This is a genomic window from Leucobacter chromiiresistens (assembly GCF_900102345.1).
GTDB classification, from domain to species: domain Bacteria; phylum Actinomycetota; class Actinomycetes; order Actinomycetales; family Microbacteriaceae; genus Leucobacter; species Leucobacter chromiiresistens.
Map to the genome: position 1 here is coordinate 812,210 of NZ_FNKB01000001.1, position 17,922 is coordinate 830,131.

Genomic DNA, 17,922 nt, shown 5'->3' on the forward strand with positions numbered 1-17,922 from the left:
CGCCAACAGCGGTCGGCAGCGCTGCCGGCTCCGTGAGCACTTATGAGCACAAATCGCGCGCGCCCCGCGCACGCGGCAAATGGTTGACATCTTATAGGCGTTGGTGCGGCACAACGGCGTCCGCACAGAGGAGTGAACATGACAGATACCCCGAAGCGAGGCGCGCGTCGCACAGCGCTCTGCATCATCGGCGGCACGATCGCCGCAGCCGCCGTCGGAGTGGCGGCGTTCGGCTCGATCAGCTCGGCGACGGTCGGCAGCGACATCCACTCGTCGCTGACGATCATCGCCCCAGCCGCGGCCGGAGGCGGCTGGGACACGGTCGCGCGCGAGATGCAGCAGGCGCAGCGCGCCAACGGGCTGAGCGCCAACGTGCAGGTCGTCAACATGCCGGGAGCCGGCGGCACCATCGCGCTCGGCAACCTCTCGACGCTCGAAGGCCAGGCGAACACGATGCTCGTCGGCGGCACCGGGCTGCTGGCGGCCACCATCCAATACGGATCGGACGCCACGCTCGACGACGTGACGCCGCTCGCCGTCGTCTTCGAGGAGTACGACGTGATCGTCGTGCCCGCCGATTCGCCCTACGAGACCCTCGACGACCTCGTCGAGGCGTGGCGCGCCGATCCGAAATCGATCCCCTGGACGGGAGGCGGCTCGTTCGATCAGCTGGTCGTCACCGACCTCGCGCTCGCCGCGGGCATCGAGCCGACGCAGACCACGTACATCTCCTCCGACGGCGGCGGCGAGGCGGTCGCCGCGCTGCTGAACGGCACCGCTCAGGCCGCGACCGGCGGATACCCCGACAACATCGACCAGATCGAGTCGGGCCGGCTGCGGGCGCTCGCGATCGTCGCGGAGGAGCCCATCGCGGGCATCGACATTCCGACCGCCCGCGAGCAGGGGTACGACATCACCCTGGCGAACTGGCGCATGCTCGCCGCACCCGCCGGGCTCACCGATGAGGAGACCACGGGCCTCAGCGATCTCGTCGCAGACACCCTCGCGACTCCCGAGTGGGCCTCCGCGGTCGACCGCTACCACTGGACCGAACAAGTGATCACCGGCGAGGAGCTGGACGACTTCCTCGTGGAGGAACGCGACCGCATCGCTCGCCTGTACGAGGAGATGGGGCAATGACGCCGACCAACAATCCGACCGCGATGTCCGCGGTCGTCGGCGAGGAGATCCGCTTCGCGGCGGGCGACCCTCGCACCACCGCGCGGCTGAAGCACCTGATCATGCCCGCGCTGCTGCTCGCCTTCGCGGCGTATCTCGGGTACGGCATGCTCACCATGCGCGTGCCCGAGGGCACGGCGTTCCCCGGGCCGCGCTTCTTCCCCGCGATCATCGCGAGCGGGCTGGTGCTCTTCGCGATCCTCCTGATCGTCTCGGCGGCGAAGGATCTGCGGGCCGAGCGCGCCGCACGCGCGGCGTCGACCCGCATGGTCGACGACTTCGAGCTGCTCAGCGCGGAGCACGACGCGGCCGCGGACGGCGCCGGCGCCTTCGGCGCGGAAGGCTCTGACGGCATCGATGGCGACGTGGGCGGTGCGCGCGCGGTCTCCATCGACTGGCGATCCCTCGCGTGGGTCATCGGCTCGTTCGCCGCATTCGCGCTGCTGCTCGACGTGCTCGGCTGGGTGATCGCCGCCGCGCTGCTCTTCTGGTGCGTGGCCCGCGGCTTCGGGGCGCGGAAGCCCATCGTGAGCCTCATCACCGGCTTCACGGTGAGCTCGCTCGCCTACATCGCCTTCGACATGGCGCTCGGCATGTCGCTGCCCTCGGGCATTCTGGGCGGGGGGTTCTGATCGTGGAATCGCTGCAGCTGCTGATGGAGGGCTTCGCCGGAGCCCTCACCTGGCAGAACCTCGTCTGGGTGCTCGTCGGGTGCCTGCTCGGCACCGCCGTCGGCGTCATGCCCGGCCTCGGCTCGTCGATGGCGGTGGCCCTGCTGCTGCCCGTCACCTTCTCCCTCGAACCCACCGCCGCGTTCATCATGTTCGCGGGCGTGTACTTCGGCGGCCTCTTCGGCGACTCGACCATGGGCATTCTCATGAACACCCCGGGCCAGGCGTCGGCGATCGCGTCGACCTTCGAGGGGCACAAGATGGCGCTCCGGGGCAAGGCGGCTCAGGCGCTCGCCACCGCCGCGATCGGCGCCTTCGTGGGCGGGTTCATCGCCTCGATCCTCGTCGTCTTCCTCGCCCCAGCCCTCGCCGACTTCTCGTCGAGCTTCGGCCCGGCGGAGTTCTTCGCACTCGCCGTCTTCGCCTTCGTCGCCACCTCGTCCGTCGTCACCGACAACGCGGTGAAGGGCCTCGCAGCGCTCTTCATCGGACTGGGCATCGCGGTGATCGGGATCGACGGCGCCTCGGGCGCGCCCCGCTTCACCCTCGACTCGCCGTTCCTGTTCGACGGGGTCTCGCTCGTCACCGTGACGGTGGCCGTGCTCGCGCTCGGCGAGGTCATCTACGTCGCGTGCCTCGAACGGCACATGCAGGACAAGGCGATCATCAAGCCGAAGGGGCGGCCGTGGCTCTCCCGGGCGGAGTTTCGCGAGGCCATGCCCGCGTGGCTGCGCGGCACGGCGATCGGCCTGCCGTTCGGCGTGGTGCCGGCCGGGGGTTCCGAGATCCCGACCTTCCTCGCCTACGGGCTCGAGAAGCGACTCGACGCGCGCCGGGCGAACCCGCGCTTCGGCACGGGCGCGATCCGCGGCCTCGCCGCCCCCGAGGCGGCCGGCAACTCGACCACCGGCATGGCGATGGGCGCCCTGCTCGCGCTCGGCCTGCCGATCTCGGCGACCGCCGCGATCATGCTCGCCGCATTCCGCCAGTACGGGCTGCAGCCCGGCCCGCTCCTGTTCGAGCGCGCCCCCGACCTCGTCTGGGTGCTGCTCGCGAGCTTCTTCATCGCGATGATCGTGCTGCTCATCTTGAACCTGCCGTTCGCGATGCTGTGGGCGAAGCTGCTGCTGATCCCGCGCCCGTACCTCTACGCCGGCATCACGCTGTTCTGCGCACTCGGCATCTACGCCACGTCGGGCTCGATCTTCGACCTCTTCCTGCTGCTCGGCATCGGGTTCGTCGGGTTCCTGATGCGCGCCCTCGACTTCCCGATCGCGCCGCTCATCATCGGCATGGTGCTCGGCCCGCTCGCCGAGACGAGCCTGCGCGACGCGGCGATGAGCGCGAACGGCGACTTCTCGGTGCTCGTGCAGGGGCCCATCGCGCTCGGGCTGTACGCGGTGCTCGTGCTCGTGCTCGGCTTCGCGGTGCGGGGGCGGATCGTCGGTCGGCGCCGCGCGGCGGCCGAGCGCGCGGCGGGCGCGGCGGGCGTCGAGTCGGGTGCTGAGTCGGGCGTCGAGTCCGGCGCCGAGGCTCGGTGAGAGATTCGGCTTCGGTGAGACGTTCGCGGGGCGATTCGTCTCACCGAAGCCGAATCTCCGACCGGCGCGGGGCGGCGGGGCCCCAGCGCGGGGCGGCGGGACCCGAGCGGCACGGCCCGCGACGATACGATTGCAGTCATGCCGATTTCCGCTGAAGACCGCACGTACCTCGACCTCGCCATCGAACAGGCCCGACTCGGGTGGGAGGAGGGCGGCGTGCCGATCGGCGCCGCGCTCGTGCGGCACGGCGCGAACGGCCCCGAGGTGCTCGCCGTCGGCCGAAACCGGCGCGTGCAGATGGGCAGCGTGATCCGCCACGGCGAGACCGACTGCCTCGAGAACGCCGGGCGCCTGCCGGCCAGCGTGTACCGCGAATGCACCCTCTACACCACGCTGTCGCCGTGCACGATGTGCGCCGGCACCGCGATCCTGTACGAGATCCCGCGCATCGTGATCGGCGAGCACCGCAGCTTCGAGGCCTCCGAGGCGTGGCTCGCGAGCAACGGCGCTGAGCTCGTCATCGCCGACGACGAGACCTGCATCGGCCTGATGGATCGCATGATGCGCGAACGCCCCGAGATCTGGGCCGAAGACATCGGCATCGAGACCGACGAGCTCTCGGGCGGCGTGCGAGCCGGCGCGTGAGCGCAGCGGCCGAGACCGAGGCGGTCATCGACCGGGACTACCCGGTCACCCCCGTGCCGCAGCACGCGCGCAAGGGGTTCTTCTCGCTCATGGTGGTGCTGCTCGGCTTCACCATCTTCACGCCGACGATGCTCGCCGGCGCCGCACTCGGGCAGACGTTCGCGCTCGGCGACCTGCTCCTCGTGATCCTGCTCGGCTCTGCCGTGCTCGGCGCCTACGTCGCGGTGCTCGGCTGGATCGGGGCCCGCACCGGGCTCACGACCGTCGTGATGGCCCGATACACGTTGGGCACGCGCGGCTCGAAGCTCGCCTCCATCCTGCTCGGCGGCACCCAGATCGGCTGGTACGGCGTCGTGATCGGCACGATCGGTGAGCTCACCGCGCAGGCGTTCGGGTGGGAGAGCTTCGCGGCGAAGGCCGCGGTGATGATCGTCGTGAGCGCGCTGATGTGCGCCACCGCGGTCTACGGGTACCGCGGCATGTACTGGGTGTCGCTGATCTCGACCCCGCTGATCCTCATCCTCGCGTTCTGGGTGATGTTCCGCTCGCTCGAAGAAGTGGGCGGATGGGCCGGGCTCGCCGCGGTGCGCCCCGACGCGTCGATGCCGATCGCGGTCGCCGTGACCGCGGTCGTGGGCACCTTCGTCTCGGCCGGAACGCAGGCACCGAACTGGACCCGGTTCGGCCGCACCGGGCGGCAGGCCGTGCTGGCGTGCGTCATCGGGTTCCTGATCGGCAACGGGTTGATGATCTTCTTCGGCGCGGTCGGCGCCATCACCTTCGGCGAGGGCGACTTCGTGCTCGTGCTCTTCAACCTCGGCCTGGTCGGCTGGGGGCTGTTCCTGCTCTTCGGCAATCTCTGGAAGTCGAACGCCGACGCCGCGTACTCCTTCGGCGTCGCCGGAGCCGAGCTGTTCGAGAAGCCGAGCAAGACCCGCTTCGTCATCGTCGGCTCGATCATCGGCACGGCGCTCGCGCTCGTCGGCGTCAACGAGCACCTGCCGCAGTACCTCGGGCTGCTCGGCACGTTCATCCCTCCGCTCGGCGGCGTCATCATCGGCGACTACCTCGCCCGGTGGCGGCGCACCCAGATGCCCGAGGGGGAGGCGCTGCCGCGCGCCAACTGGGTGAACCTCGGCGTCTACGCGGTCTCGTGCGCGCTCGCGTGGGTCGCCGGCGAGTTCGGGATCGGGATTCCGCCGATCATCGGCGTCGCCGCGGCCCTGATCCTGTCGTTCGCCCTCGCCCGCTGGTCGCCCCGCCGGTCGGTCGCCGCGTAGGCAGAGGGCGGCGCCCGGGCAGTGCGTAAGCCCGCCCACCCGGCGCGCATGGGGCCGCGCCCGCCGCACGTGGGCGTCGGCCAGCCGCTCGAATTGCAGTGGATCCTCGCTCAACCGGATGCCGCCCGGGTGCGACGACCTGTACGACGCAGGATCCCCTGCATGGCCGCGGGCGCGCTGGCCGCGGGCGGGAATCGCGCGGGCGCGCGGGGCGCGCCGAGCGGGTCAGGCGGCGAGCACCTCGAGCAGCGCGTCGACGTCGGACTCGGTCGTGTCGAACGCGCACATCAGGCGGTAGAGGCCCGGCTGCGTCGGCCACGCGCCGAAGGCGAACGCCGACTGCGCCCGCGTCGCCGTGCCCTGCGGCAACTCCACGAACACGGCGTTCGACTCGACGGGCTGGGCGATCCTGATACCGGGCACGGCCGCCTCGAGCTCGCGGATGCCGGCGGCGAGGCGCTGCGCCAACTCGTTCGCCCGCGCGGCGGAGCGCAGCCACAGATCGCCCGCGTAGAGCGCGACGAGTTGGGCCGAGATGAACCGCATCTTCGAGGCGAGCTGCAGGTCGATCTTGCGCAGGAAGGGGATGCCGTTCGCCGCTCCCGGGCGCAGTACGACCACGGCCTCCGCTCCGAGCAGCCCGTTCTTCGTGCCGCCCAGGCTGAGCAGGTCGACCCCCGCGTCGGCGGTGATCTCGCGGAGCGAGACGCCGAGGTGCGCGGCGGCGTTGGCGAGACGCGATCCGTCGACGTGCAGCAGGAGGCCGAGGTCGTGCGCCTGGTCGGCGAGCGCGCGGATCTCGTCGGGGGTGTACACGGTGCCGAGCTCGGTCACCTGGGAGATGGAGACCGCGCCCGGCTGCGAACGGTGCTCGCTGCCGAAGCCCCACGCCTCGCGCGCCACGAGCTCGGGAGTGAGCTTGCCGTCGGGGGTGTCGACGCCGAAGAGCTTCAACCCGCCCGTCTTCTCGGGGGCGCCGGCCTCGTCGGTGTTGATGTGCGCGGTGCGCGCGCAGATGACGGCGCCCCAGCGGGGGAGCGCGGCCTGCAGCGCCAGCACGTTCGCGCCGGTGCCGTTGAACACCGGGAACGCCTCGGCCGCTTCGCCGAACAGCTCGCGGGCGACCTGCTGGAAGCGCGCGGTGATCGGGTCGCCGCCGTAGGCCGGCACGTGGCCCGAGTTCGCGGCGACGATGGCCTCGATCACCTCGGGGTGCGCGCCCGACCAGTTGTCGGAGGCGAACGCCCGGGAGACGGGCTCGAGCGGTGCTTCGGGTGCGGCGGCGTGCTGGCTCATCGCTCCAGCCTACGCGCGGGTCGGCCGGTGCAGCGGCAGCACGCGGCCGGTGCGGCGGCAGCACACGGCCGGTGCGGATGCAGGGCGCCCGGGGTCCACCGACCGGTGGACCCCGGATTCGCCCGTCCGGTCGTTCCGCCGCCGCTCCGCGTCGGGGAATCTGGGAGTATGCACACCACATCCAGTTCACCGGCCGTATCGGTACGCGGTCTGACGAAGCACTACGGCGATGCCCGGGTGCTCGACGGCGTCGACCTCGAGATCGCCCGGGGCGAGACCTACGCCCTGCTCGGGCCGAACGGCGCCGGCAAGAGCACGGCCATTGAGGTGCTCGAGGGGGTGCGGCGGGCCTCGAGCGGCGAGGTCGCGGTGCTCGGCGAGCATCCGCTCTCGGCGTCTCGAGCGTGGCGGGCGCGGATCGGCATCGTCGCGCAGGCGACCGGCGATCCCGGCCCCTACACCCCGCGGGAGCTGATCGGCCACATCGCGAAGCTGTACCCGAGCCCGCGCCCGGTCGACGAGGTGCTCGACCTCGTCGGCCTCGCCCCGCACGCGACGACGCGGGCGACCAAGCTCTCGGGCGGTCAGCAGCGGCGGCTCGACGTGGCTCTCGGCATCGTCGGGCGCCCGGAGCTCGTCTTCCTCGACGAGCCGACGACCGGCTTCGACCCCGAGGCTCGGCGCCAGTTCTGGGCGATGCTCGACGGCCTCGCCGACGAGGGAGCGGCGGTGCTGCTCACCACCCACTACCTCGACGAGGCCGAGCATCTGGCCGATCGCGTGGGGGTGCTGTCGGGCGGCACGATCGTGACGGAGGCGCCGCCCGCGCTGCTCGGGGGCGCGGAGGCGCGCACCCCGGTCGTCAGCTGGCGCGACGCCGACGGCGTGCTGCGCGAGGAGCGTTCGCCGACGCCCGGCGCCGTCGTGGAACGGCTCATGCACGAGTCGCGGCGCCTCGGGCGCCCGGACGGGCCGGACGCACTCGAGGTGCGGCGGCCCGCGCTCGAAGACATCTACCTGGACCTGATCGGTGCGAACGGAGCGGAACGATGACCACGAACGATGCCCAGCCTGCGGTGAGCCCGGCGGACCCGATGGCGCACCCGGCGCACCCCGCGACCGCGCGAGGGCCCGCCGGGGATCGCGACGCGCGACTGCCCGGGATCCTCGTCACCGGAGCGCGGCGCATCGGCTTCGAGCTCCGCGGCTACTTCCGCACCCCCGATGCGGTCTTCTTCACCTTCCTCTTCCCACTCGTGATGCTCGGCATCTTCGGCGTCGCGTTCCAGGCCTCGGGCGAGGTGGGTGCGCGCGCCGACGGCACCGGGGGCGTGACGATGGCCGCCTACTACCTCCCCGGAATGGCGGCGGCGGGCCTCCTGCTGATCGGCGTGCAGAACCTCGCCACCGACATCGCCCGGGAGCGCAGCGACGGGTGGCTGCGCCGCCTCGGCGGCACGCCGCTCTCGCCGGTGAGCTACTTCATCGGGAAGATCGGCATGATCCTCGTCACGGCGCTCGCCCAACTCGTGCTGCTGATCGCATTCGCGGTGGTCGCATTCCAGGTCGAACTGCCGACGGAGCCCGAGCTCTGGCTGCGACTCGCGTGGCTCTTCGGGCTCGGGATCGTCGCGATGGCGCTGCTCGGCGTCGCGCTCTCCGCGCTGCCGCGCTCGTCGCGGAGCGCGACAGCCGTGATCCTGCCGGTCGTGCTGCTGCTGCAGTTCATCTCGGGCGTCTACCTGCAGTTCTCGATGCTGCCGGAGTGGTTGCAGCAGGTGGCCGGCCTCTTCCCGCTGAAGTGGCTCGCACAGGGCATGCGCTCCGTGTTCCTCCCGGAGCACTTCGAACTGCAGGAGCTCGGCGAGTCGTGGGATCTGGGCTGGGTGGCGGTGAACCTCGGCGTCTGGCTCGTGGTGGGTCTCGTGCTCAGCCTCCTCACCTTCAGATGGCAGCGGAGGTCATAGGCGAATGCGTGAGCATTCGCGACCGCCGCTGGTGCCGCCCACGGCGGCAGCCCACGGAGCGAAGCGCGGGGTGAGCGGAGGTCGTGAGAGAGTGATGCCATGAGTTCGCCCCAGACGCCGGCCCCGGGGCCGGGTCGCTTTCCGCTGCGCTGGTGGGACGCCAGTACCGCGGTGACCCTGGGCGTGATGGCGCTCATCGGCTGGCGTCAGCTGCAGTTCGAGGGCACCGGCGCGGCGGGGGCGGCGTGGGCGTTCGCACCGCTCGCGGGCATCGCGCTCTGGTACTGCGCCGTCGGCCGGCGCGTGCTGCTGCGCGCCGTGCGCGATCTGCCGCCCCGGCCCTCCGACGCCGTCTTCCTCGCGGTGCTGCTGATCCTGATCGGCACGGCCACGTACGGCGTCGCCTCGTACGCGACGCTGCAGACCATCGGATACCCGCTCGTGTGGACGATCGCGCGACGGTATCGCGAGGCGGTGGCGTGGAGCGCGGGGCTCTCGTGCGCCGTGTGCATCGGCTTCATCGGTCAGGGTGAGCCGTTCGACCGGGTGGGCGGCATCTGGGGAGCCCTCGCGGTGGCGGCGCTGTCGCTCGTGTTCGCCCTGGCGATGGGCACGTGGATCACCGGGGTGTACGCGCGGGGGGAGCGTCACCGTGAACTCACCGACGCGCTGCGCCGCTCGCAGCACGAGGTCGCCGCGCTCTCGGAGGCCGCGGGCGCCTCGGCGGAGCGCGAGCGGATCTCCCGCGATCTGCACGACACGCTCACGCAGACACTGACGGGCCTGGTGATGCTCAGCGAGCAGGCCGACCGGGCGCTCGCCGCAGACGACGTGGTGGCGGCGCGGGATCGGCTCGAACGGGTGCGCTCCGCCGCCCGAGATTCGTTGCAGGAGGCGCGAGCGCTCGTCGCGACGACGCAGCCGCTCGGCGACGGCGGACTGGAGGCCGCGATCACGCGCATGGCGACCCGCCTGCGCGAGGACACGGGGCTGCGGGTGACGTGCGAGCTCGATCAGCTCCCCCTGGAACGGGAACGGCAGGTGATGCTGCTGCGGGCCGCGCAGGAGGGGCTCGCGAACGCCCGCAAGCACGCGCGCGCCGAAGCGGTGGTCCTGACGCTCGCGCGCGCCGACGATGGTGCGGCGGTGCTGCGCGTCGACGACGACGGGGTCGGCCCGGCGGGGGCCGGCGCGGTGCCGGTCGGCGCGGGTGCGAGGGCCGGAGCCACGCCCTCGGGCCCGGCTCCGATCGACGGGCGCGCCGCGGCCGGTGGCTACGGCCTGACGGGGCTCGCCGACCGCATTCGCGGAGTCGGGGGAGAGGTGCGGTTCGGGCGGGGGCCCGAGCGGGGCGCCCGGCTCGAGGTGCGGTTGCCCGCGCTCGCCGCGGCGGCGGCCACGACCGACGACGAGCGGGGAGGATCCCGGTGACGGTGCGCATTCTCGTCGTCGACGACCATCCCATCGTGCGAGCGGGCATCGCGGGGCTGCTCGCGACCGAGCCCGATTTCGAGGTGGTCGGCGAAGCGGAATCGGGCGAGACGGCGCTCGACATCGCGGCGACGCTGCGGCCCGACGTGGTGCTCATGGACCTGCGGATGCCCGGCATGGGCGGCGTCGAAGCGACGCGGCGGCTCACGCGCTCCGCGGATCCCGCGCCCCGCGTGCTGATCTTCACGACGTACGAGGAGGACGATCAGATTCTCGCGGCGATCGAGGCCGGCGCGAACGGGTACCTCGTGAAGGCCGCGCCGGCTGAGGAGTTGGCGGCGGGCGTTCGCGCGGTGGCCGCGGGCCAGACGGTGCTCGCGCCGTCGATCGCGGTTCAGCTGGTGGCCCGCGCGCACTCCGGCGCCGAGCGGCGGGAGGAGCCCGGCCCGCGACTGACGGCGCGCGAGGTCGAGATTCTGCGCCTGGTGGCGGCCGGGATGAGCAACCCCGAGATCGCGGCGTCGCTGTTCATCGGCGAGTCGACGGTGAAGACGCACCTGCTGCGCACCTTCGAGAAGCTCGGGGTGTCGGATCGCACGCGCGCGGTGACGCGCGCGATGGAGTGCGGGATTCTCTGATCGGCGCGGGTGCCGCGTGCGGCACGCCGATACCCAATCGAGTGGCTGCGCTACTGCAATTCGCACGTTTCGATACTGCAATGCGTGCGAGAGCGTCGCGGCGCCGGCGCGGTTTCCTAGCGTGAACGCAACCCCGTGCGCGCACGCCGCAGACGTGGGGATTCGGTACCGCTGACGCGCGCCTCTCGACTCGGAGCGTGCGTCGGCGGCCTCATGCGAAGGAGCGTCACCATGTCGGAGAGTGTCATCAGGCCGCGCGAGTGGGGAGATCGTCGTCGGTTCGATCGACCGGTCCCGAGGCGGGCCGATGTCTGAACGGCTGAGGATCGCCGGTGACGCTCTCGCCGAGGCCCGTTCGGCGCTCGTGAACGCCGGCGCGGCGTTCGCTCTCGCCGGCAGTGTGCAGGTCGGCGCCGATTACGGTGCCGAGCAGGTGGAGGAGGCGCTCGCCCAGTTCGCCGCGGCGCTGCCTCGGGCGACCGAGGGCTTCGGCGAGCAGGCCGCCGCACGGGGGCGATCGGCCGGCTCGATGCAGGAGAGCTTCGCTCAGCTCGACGCCCAGGTGGCGGCGAGCGTGCCGGCCGGGAACGGGAGGTGACCGATGGATGCCGGGTCGAGAGTCTTGCGCGGCGAGATGGACTGGGTCGCCTCGGTGGCGCAGAAGATCTCGCGCCTCGACGAATTGCAGGAGACGATGGCGTGGCTGCGACGGGGAATCGCGCACGTGCAGGCGGCCGGTGAGGCGCGCGCCCTCACCGCGCTTCTCGCCGCATGCCGGCCGCTCGAAACCCGCGCGCAGCAGATCGCGGATGTGCGGCTGGCTGCCGGCCAGGCCCTGCAGCGGTATTCGGGTCAGGTCGCCAGCATGCAGTTCGAGGCGCGCATGTTCATGTCGAGAAGGCTCGACGCGGAAGCCGAGCGTGCACGAACCGCGAACCGGATCGCCGATCCCGACTTCTGGGGTGATGCGGTCGTCGGGCAGGCGCACCCGCTCCAGCAGAACCTCGAGGAGATCGATGCCTCCTTGCGCATGATCGAACGACGGCTCTCGGAGCTCGATCATCAGCGAACGAGGGCCGATGCGGAGTGCGCCGCCGCGATCCACGCCTGCACTGCCGATCTCAATCGCCTGTGCGGTGCGGGCGGTGCCGGCGGTGCGAGCGGTGCGGGCGGTGCGACTGGAGGAGCGCAGACCGTCGGCTTTCGGGCCCCGGAGCTTCCGCCGGTCGACATCCTCACCATCGCTCTCATGAGTCCTGAGCAGGTCGGCGATTGGTGGAAGGGCCTGTCGCAGGCCGAGCGCGACCGGTTGCAGCATCAGTACTCGCTGTTCGTGGGCAACCTCGACGGCGTGCCGTTCGAGGATCGCATCGAGGCGAACGCCGTGACCGCGAAGCGGTACATCGACGATGACGGCATCAGTGCGGCCGAGAAGCAGTACTGGCAACAGGTGATCGATGGAGAGGTGCAGCTCGTCGTGCTCGACAAGCAGCGCTACCGCATCGTCGAGATGCTGGGTGAGATCGGCCCGGACACGAGCCAGGTCATCACGTACGTTCCCGGAACGACCACCCGGCTCGAAGACTTCGCAAACGGCGACGCGAAGCGTGTGCCGGTGCATCTCGAAGAGCAATACAGCGATGCGATCATCTTCGTGTACAAGGACTTCCCGAGCGTCGGGTGGGCGGACAACCTGGATGAGGCGGGTCTCGCCCGAAGAGGCGAGCAGCTCGCCGCCTTCGGCGCCGGTGCGATCGGCACCGACGCTCGAATCTCCGATCTTCCCCAGACTGCCGTCGGCTACAGCGCGGGCATGACGGTGGTTGCGGCGTCCGAGATGCACGGCGCGGCATTCGATCGGGTGGTGTCGCTCGGCGGTTCGTACGTGCCCGACGGGTGGACGCCTCGCTCCGGCACCGAATACAGCGACATCCGGTACGACGGCGATCTGCTGAACGCCCTCGATGAGTATCCGCAGTTCGAGGGGCTCAACACCATTCACGGCATGCCCGAGATCTTCACGCCCTTTCATCCCGAGTCCCCGATCCCGGGGGAGAGCCGCCCCGACAAGCACGGACGGCTGGGCAAGGGCCCCGAGGCCAACGAGCCTGCTCTCGATTTACTCGTTGACGAACTGAAATTGGAGCAGTCATGAATTTACGCATTCGTTGTTCCATTGCCATCGTGATGCTCATCTTTTTTGCTCTGACCGCACCGGGGTGCGCAGTGCAGGAAAAGTCCGACCCCGAGCCCATCTCATCGCTGACCTTCCCCGAAGTTCGGAGGATCCAGAATGAGCAGTTGGAGGACTTCGCGGCACTGATCCCTGCCGAGAAGATCGTGGAACGGCGGGGGCCGATCGAGGCGACGGCGGGCATGTCCTGCGACACCGACCTGGGCGGGCGCACGCCCTACTTCCAGGAGGCGACCGGAACCCGCATGCTCACCGGGGGAATCTATCTGTATCTGACGGATTCAGCGGACGCCACGGCGATTCTCGATCAGTTCGCGGCGAGCAAGAGCGGACTCGACTGGGGCGTTGCCGCGGCGGATGGAACGAATGAGGCGCAGGCCGACCTCGTGTTGGAATCACCCGATGGATTCTCGTACTACATCAGATTCAGCCCGAACACGCGCATCCAGAATCAACTCTCGATCAGGAGTTATGGCCCATGCGTCGTCCCGCCGAAAGACTTCAACCCGCACGGAAAGTACTAATGGCCCCGCTAGCGGCCGCACGTCATCACGTTCGTCCGGACCACACTTCGAGACTGGAGCTGCCATGAAGCATCGCCTTTTTCGCGCGCTCGCCGTTGCGGTGCTCGCCTGCACCTGCCTGGTCGCGTCGGGGTGCGCCGTGCAGAAGCCTGACCCTGAGCCGATCTCTCCGCTGACGTTTCCCGAGGTGCGCACGATCCAGAATGAGCAGTTGGAAGAGTTCGCGGCGCTGATTCCGGCCGAGCAGATCGTGGACCGATGGGGGCCGATCGAAGCAACTGCGGGACTGTCGTGCGACACCGACCTGGGTGGCAGAAAACCCTATTTCCAGGAGGAGACCGGAACCCGCATGCTCACCGGGGGGATGGACTTATATCTTTCCGACTCCGCAGATGTGCCTGCGATTCTCGAACAGTTCGCGGCGAGCAAGAGCGGTCTCGACTGGATAGTTGCGGCTGCGGATGGAACGAACGACGCTCAGGCCGACCTCGTGCTGGAATCACCCGACGGATTCTCGTACTACGTCAGGTTCTACCCGAACACGGTGGGCGGCAAGAACAATATTTCGTTCACCAGTTTTGGCCCGTGCGTCATCCCGCCGAAGGACTTCAACCCGCATGGAAAGTACTAGTGGCCCCGCTAGCGGCCGCACGTCCGCACCTCGCCCGAGATGGAGCTGCCATGAAGCATCGCCTCTTCCACGCGTTTGCCGTTGCACTGCTCGCCTGCACCGGCCTGGTCGCCTCGGGGTGCGCCGTGCAGAAGCCTGACCCCGAGCCGATCTCCCCGCTGACGTTTCCCGAGGTGCGCACGATCCAGAATGAGCAGTTGGAAGAGTTCGCGGCGCTGATTCCGGCCGAGCAGATCGTGGACCGGTGGGGGCCGATCGAAGCAACGATGGGAATGTCGTGCGACACCGACCTGGGAGGCAGGAAACCCTACTTCAAGGAGGAGACCGGAACCCGCATGCTTACGGGGGGAATGGATTTGTATCTTTCCGACTCCGCAGATGTGCCTGCGATTCTCGAGCAGTTCGCGGCGAGCAAGAGCGGTCTCGACTGGAAGGTTGCGGCTGCGGATGGAACGAACGAGGCGCAGGCCGACCTCGTGCTCGAATCGCCCGACGGGTTCTCCTACTACGTCAGCTTCCTTCCGAACACGTTGGACGGCAAGAACGATCTCTCATTCACCAGCTTCGGTCCGTGCGTCATCCCGCCGAAGGACTTCAGCCCGCACGATGCGTACTAGACGTGGGCGCGCACCGGCGGGCACCACACCCGGACTGTGGATAACTACACCCGTGTTATTCGCTCGTCCGGAGCGCCAGAACGGCGTCACAGCAGGGAAGTGCGCCGCGCGAGAGGGCACAACTCCTGAGGTTATCCACAGCCGCGACGCGCGCCTGTGCAGAATTACACTCGTGTAATTCGCCGGGTGCCGTCCGCCCCGGCCCTCAACTCTGGCGCCAGTACCCGCAGAAGTCCACGGCGTGCTTCGCGACGCCCCGCTCGTTCACGAGGTGCCGCCGGCCGCCGGTCGCGAGCTGCTGCTCGCCCGCGATGAACGCCGAGACCGGCCCGTCGGCCGCAGACTCCGGCAGTGCGCGGAGGGCGTCGAGCGCCTGCGCTCCCGGGCGGGCGTGAGGCGGTCGAACGACCCACTGCACATCTACGCCCGTGGGGGCCGTCACGGTCTGGCGATCCGCCGCGTCGGGAATCTCGATGATCGCGTGCCCCGTGCTCTCGGCGGGGAGGTCGCGCAGGATCCCCAGCACCGCGGGGAGCGCGGTCTCGTCGCCCGCGAGCAGTACGCGCTCGGTGCCGGCGACCTCCCGGTACCCGCACCCCTGGTCGATGAGCGCCACGCGGTCGCCGACCGGCAGCGCCGTGGCCCAGGGGGCTGCGACGCCGGCGTGCGCAGGGTCGCTCGACTCGTGGACGACGAAGTCGATGTCCATCTCGTTCGCCTCCGGCCGGAACGCCCGCACGGTGTAGTTGCGGATCTCGGGTCGTGTGGCTTTCGGCAGCGCGAGGTACTTCAGGTAGCCGCGCGTATCGAAGCGATCAGACATGCGGTCGAAGCGGGTGGCGTCGCCCGCAACGGGCATCGCGAGCCTGAACCACTGGTCGAACCCGAGATGGCGCCAGCGCGCGAGGTCGTCGCCGCCGATGGTGAGCCGCACGAAGTTCGGCGAGATGCGGGCGGCGCGCACGACCTCGGCGGTGATGAGTCCCGTGTCGGCGTGGGCGACGACGATGTTGCTGGAGGCCATGGCTGATCCTTCTCTCGTGAGACGGCGGAGGCGACGCGGCGAGGGCGGCGGGCGCACCCCACGGTAGTTCATCAGATGAATCTCGCACAAGCGTCGCTTGACAAGACACGGCTAACCACCTAGGTTCATTAGTGAAGTAACTAACCAAGGAGGCCGGGCGGCGCGGCCAGCCGGGCGGACTCCCCGAACGAAACGAGGTGAGGAGTGTTCGATGACAACCGTCCGATCTTCCTCCAGCTCGCCGATCGCCTCTCAGACGAGATTCTGCGCGGCGTCTACGACGAGGACGAGCAGGTTCCCTCGACGAACGAGCTCGCCGCCCACATGCGCATCAACCCGGCGACGGCCGGCAAGGGGCTCAGCCTGCTGGTCGACCAGGGCATCCTCTACAAGAAGCGCGGCATCGGCATGTTCGTCGCGCCGGGCGCCAGAGCGCGTATCGCCCGTGAGCGGCAGCAGGGGCTCACCGAGCGCTTCGTGCGCCCCCTCCTGCGCGAAGCCGGCGCGCTCGGCCTCGCGCACACCGACGTAATCCGACTGATCGAACAGGAAGCGGAACAATGACCCCCATCGCCATCGAGACCCGCGGGCTCACCCGGCGCTATCGAGGTGCCACGGCCCTCGACGACGTCAGCGTGCAGGTCCACGCGAACACCATCACCGGGCTGCTCGGGCGCAACGGCGCGGGCAAGACGACCTTCATGTCGCTCGTCACCGCGCAGGATCGCCCCAGCTCGGGCACCGTCGCAGTCGACGGCCACGATCCCTTCGAGCGGGCCGAGGCCATCGAGCAGATGTGCTTCGTGCGCGACAACCAGCGCTACCCCGACGATTACACCCTGAAGCTCGCCACGCGCGCCGCCGGGTTCTCGTTCCCGCACTGGAACCAGGAGGTCGCCGACCGCCTGATCGACGCCTTCCGCATCCCGAGCAAGCCGATCGTCAAGAAATTCTCGCGCGGTCAGCTGTCGGCGCTCGGCATCGTGCTCGGCCTGGCATCGCGCTCGCCCATCACGTTCTTCGACGAGCCGTACCTCGGGCTCGACGCGACGTCCCGCGCGATCTTCTACGACGAACTGCTGCGCGACTACGCCGAGCACCCCCGCACCATCGTGCTCTCCACCCACCTCATCGACGAGATGGACCGCCTGCTCGAGCGCGTGATCGTGATCGATCAGGGGCGCGTAGTGCGGCACGACGACGTGGACGCGATGCGCGGCAGCGCGTTCCAGGTGGCCGGCAAGGCGGCCGAGGTCGATGACTTCCTCACCGGCCTGCCCGTCCTCTCCCGCCGTCGCATCGGCGGGCTCGCGACCGCCGTGGTCGACACCCCGCTGACGGCCGAGCACCGGTCGGCCGCCGGCGGCCTCGAACTCGCGCCGGTCTCCCTGCAGGATCTCGTCGCCGCCTACGGCCTCGGCGACACGGCCGCCGATGGCGACGCGGCATCGCAACTGGAACGGAGCGCAGCATGAACCGCATCATGAAGGTCACGCGCCTGCACATGAACAAGATCGGCATCTTCGTGGTGGTCCCCGCCGTCATCGTCGCGCTGGTCATGGTGATCTCCATCGTGATCGCGCTCGCGATCCAGCGGGCCACGGGGATGGTGGGGAGCGCCGACTACATCGCCGGAGCCCGGCAGAACGGCGGCCTGGTGTGGTCGCTCCCCGGCTTCCTCGTCTACTACGGCGTGCAGGCGGTCGCCACGACGTACCCCTTCGCGCTGACGCTCGGCACCACGCGTCGCAACTTCGTGCTCGGCACGATGCTCGCGAACGTGCTGCAGGCCGCCTACATCGCGCTGCTGCTCGTCGCACTGCTCGGCGTCGAGCTCGCCACCGACCACTGGTTCATGTCGGTGTACGTGCTCGACGTGACCCTGCTGGGCGCGGGCGATCCGTGGGTGCTCGGGGTCACCGCCTTCCTCGGGGTGCTCTGCTGCCTCACGATCGGCGGTTTCTTCGGCGCGATCTGGGTGCGCTTCGGGGCGAAGGGCCCCGCGATCGTCGGATCAGCCATCGGCCTCGTGCTCGCCGTGCTCCTGCTGGTGTTCGCCCCGCAGCTGCCCGAGATTCTCGGCGGCATCACCCGCGCGGGTCTCGCGGTCGGGGCGCTCGCGGCGATCGCGCTGGCGCTGATCGTCACCTGGTTCGCGATGCGGCGGGCGGCGGTGCGGTAGCTCGAGCTGCTCGCGATCCGCGGCGTCGCCGCGCAGCAGAGCGCCGGAGGGGATCACCACCCCTCCGGCGCTCTGCTGCACTGCGGCGAGGCCGCAGTGCCG

At 70.0% G+C, this 17,922-nt stretch carries 19 protein-coding genes; 17 read left to right on the plus strand and 2 right to left on the minus strand.

Annotation, left to right across the window (positions count from 1 at the left end; genetic code table 11):
* Nucleotides 1-138: 138 nt before the first annotated feature.
* From BLT44_RS03775 to codB, 5 genes are all read left to right on the plus strand, one after another.
* Nucleotides 139-1,140 carry a tripartite tricarboxylate transporter substrate binding protein gene (locus tag BLT44_RS03775; RefSeq protein ID WP_010155444.1) on the plus strand — a complete coding sequence of 334 codons (1,002 nt, stop codon included), beginning with the start codon at nucleotides 139-141 and terminating at the stop codon, nucleotides 1,138-1,140.
* On the plus strand, nucleotides 1,137-1,811 hold the full coding sequence (locus BLT44_RS03780; protein WP_010155442.1) for a tripartite tricarboxylate transporter TctB family protein: 675 nt from the start codon (nucleotides 1,137-1,139) through the stop codon (nucleotides 1,809-1,811). Before BLT44_RS03775 ends, BLT44_RS03780 begins: the two co-directional genes overlap by 4 nt.
* Before the next feature lie 2 nt (nucleotides 1,812-1,813).
* Nucleotides 1,814-3,391, plus strand: coding sequence for a tripartite tricarboxylate transporter permease (locus BLT44_RS03785; protein WP_010155441.1), 1,578 nt, complete (start codon nucleotides 1,814-1,816; stop codon nucleotides 3,389-3,391).
* A gap of 138 nt (nucleotides 3,392-3,529) precedes the next feature.
* Nucleotides 3,530-4,036 (plus strand): nucleoside deaminase, encoded by a 507-nt coding sequence (locus BLT44_RS03790; RefSeq protein ID WP_010155440.1) that lies wholly within the window; start codon nucleotides 3,530-3,532, stop codon nucleotides 4,034-4,036.
* Entirely contained in the window at nucleotides 4,033-5,316 is a 1,284-nt protein-coding gene (codB, locus tag BLT44_RS03795; protein WP_010155439.1) for a cytosine permease, read from the plus strand. The genes BLT44_RS03790 and codB overlap by 4 nt, the downstream gene beginning before the upstream one ends.
* A 225-nt stretch (nucleotides 5,317-5,541) precedes the next feature.
* Here codB and BLT44_RS03800 read toward each other — a convergent pair whose 3' ends face one another.
* The gene (locus BLT44_RS03800; RefSeq protein WP_010155438.1) at nucleotides 5,542-6,612 is read right to left on the minus strand and encodes a threonine aldolase family protein; all 1,071 of its coding nucleotides are present in this window, start codon (nucleotides 6,610-6,612) and stop codon (nucleotides 5,542-5,544) included.
* Nucleotides 6,613-6,780: 168 nt separating this feature from the next.
* Here BLT44_RS03800 and BLT44_RS03805 point away from each other — a divergent pair, with 168 nt between their 5' ends.
* The 9 genes from BLT44_RS03805 (at nucleotide 6,781) to BLT44_RS03845 (ending at nucleotide 14,614) form a co-directional block, all read left to right on the plus strand.
* Nucleotides 6,781-7,665 carry an ABC transporter ATP-binding protein gene (locus BLT44_RS03805; RefSeq protein WP_040504932.1) on the plus strand — a complete coding sequence of 295 codons (885 nt, stop codon included), beginning with the start codon at nucleotides 6,781-6,783 and terminating at the stop codon, nucleotides 7,663-7,665.
* Entirely contained in the window at nucleotides 7,662-8,579 is a 918-nt protein-coding gene (locus tag BLT44_RS03810) for an ABC transporter permease (RefSeq protein ID WP_010155436.1), read from the plus strand. Before BLT44_RS03805 ends, BLT44_RS03810 begins: the two co-directional genes overlap by 4 nt.
* A gap of 99 nt (nucleotides 8,580-8,678) precedes the next feature.
* Nucleotides 8,679-10,010 (plus strand): sensor histidine kinase, encoded by a 1,332-nt coding sequence (locus tag BLT44_RS03815; protein ID WP_074689937.1) that lies wholly within the window; start codon nucleotides 8,679-8,681, stop codon nucleotides 10,008-10,010.
* A complete protein-coding gene (locus tag BLT44_RS03820; RefSeq protein WP_010155432.1) occupies nucleotides 10,007-10,648 on the plus strand; it encodes a response regulator in 642 nt (213 codons plus the stop codon). Before BLT44_RS03815 ends, BLT44_RS03820 begins: the two co-directional genes overlap by 4 nt.
* A 307-nt stretch (nucleotides 10,649-10,955) precedes the next feature.
* On the plus strand, nucleotides 10,956-11,246 hold the full coding sequence (locus BLT44_RS03825) for a hypothetical protein (protein WP_029608113.1): 291 nt from the start codon (nucleotides 10,956-10,958) through the stop codon (nucleotides 11,244-11,246).
* Between the two features lie 3 nt (nucleotides 11,247-11,249).
* On the plus strand, nucleotides 11,250-12,803 hold the full coding sequence (locus tag BLT44_RS03830; protein WP_010155430.1) for a hypothetical protein: 1,554 nt from the start codon (nucleotides 11,250-11,252) through the stop codon (nucleotides 12,801-12,803).
* On the plus strand, nucleotides 12,800-13,366 hold the full coding sequence (locus BLT44_RS03835) for a hypothetical protein (protein ID WP_010155429.1): 567 nt from the start codon (nucleotides 12,800-12,802) through the stop codon (nucleotides 13,364-13,366). Before BLT44_RS03830 ends, BLT44_RS03835 begins: the two co-directional genes overlap by 4 nt.
* A 64-nt stretch (nucleotides 13,367-13,430) precedes the next feature.
* Nucleotides 13,431-13,997 carry a hypothetical protein gene (locus BLT44_RS03840; protein WP_074689939.1) on the plus strand — a complete coding sequence of 189 codons (567 nt, stop codon included), beginning with the start codon at nucleotides 13,431-13,433 and terminating at the stop codon, nucleotides 13,995-13,997.
* 50 nt (nucleotides 13,998-14,047) lie between these two features.
* The gene (locus tag BLT44_RS03845; protein WP_074689941.1) at nucleotides 14,048-14,614 is read left to right on the plus strand and encodes a hypothetical protein; all 567 of its coding nucleotides are present in this window, start codon (nucleotides 14,048-14,050) and stop codon (nucleotides 14,612-14,614) included.
* A gap of 205 nt (nucleotides 14,615-14,819) precedes the next feature.
* Here BLT44_RS03845 and BLT44_RS03850 read toward each other — a convergent pair whose 3' ends face one another.
* The gene (locus BLT44_RS03850; RefSeq protein WP_010155426.1) at nucleotides 14,820-15,638 is read right to left on the minus strand and encodes a siderophore-interacting protein; all 819 of its coding nucleotides are present in this window, start codon (nucleotides 15,636-15,638) and stop codon (nucleotides 14,820-14,822) included.
* A gap of 204 nt (nucleotides 15,639-15,842) precedes the next feature.
* Between BLT44_RS03850 and BLT44_RS03855 the strand changes: the two genes are divergently transcribed.
* From BLT44_RS03855 to BLT44_RS03865, 3 genes are read left to right on the plus strand one after another with little or no spacing between them, the layout of a single operon-like run.
* Entirely contained in the window at nucleotides 15,843-16,202 is a 360-nt protein-coding gene (locus BLT44_RS03855; protein WP_010155425.1) for a GntR family transcriptional regulator, read from the plus strand.
* Nucleotides 16,199-17,113 carry an ABC transporter ATP-binding protein gene (locus BLT44_RS03860; protein ID WP_010155424.1) on the plus strand — a complete coding sequence of 305 codons (915 nt, stop codon included), beginning with the start codon at nucleotides 16,199-16,201 and terminating at the stop codon, nucleotides 17,111-17,113. Before BLT44_RS03855 ends, BLT44_RS03860 begins: the two co-directional genes overlap by 4 nt.
* Nucleotides 17,110-17,820: a hypothetical protein gene (locus tag BLT44_RS03865; RefSeq protein WP_010155423.1), complete on the plus strand. Its 711-nt coding sequence runs from the start codon at nucleotides 17,110-17,112 to the stop codon at nucleotides 17,818-17,820. Before BLT44_RS03860 ends, BLT44_RS03865 begins: the two co-directional genes overlap by 4 nt.
* Nucleotides 17,821-17,922 lie beyond the last annotated feature (102 nt).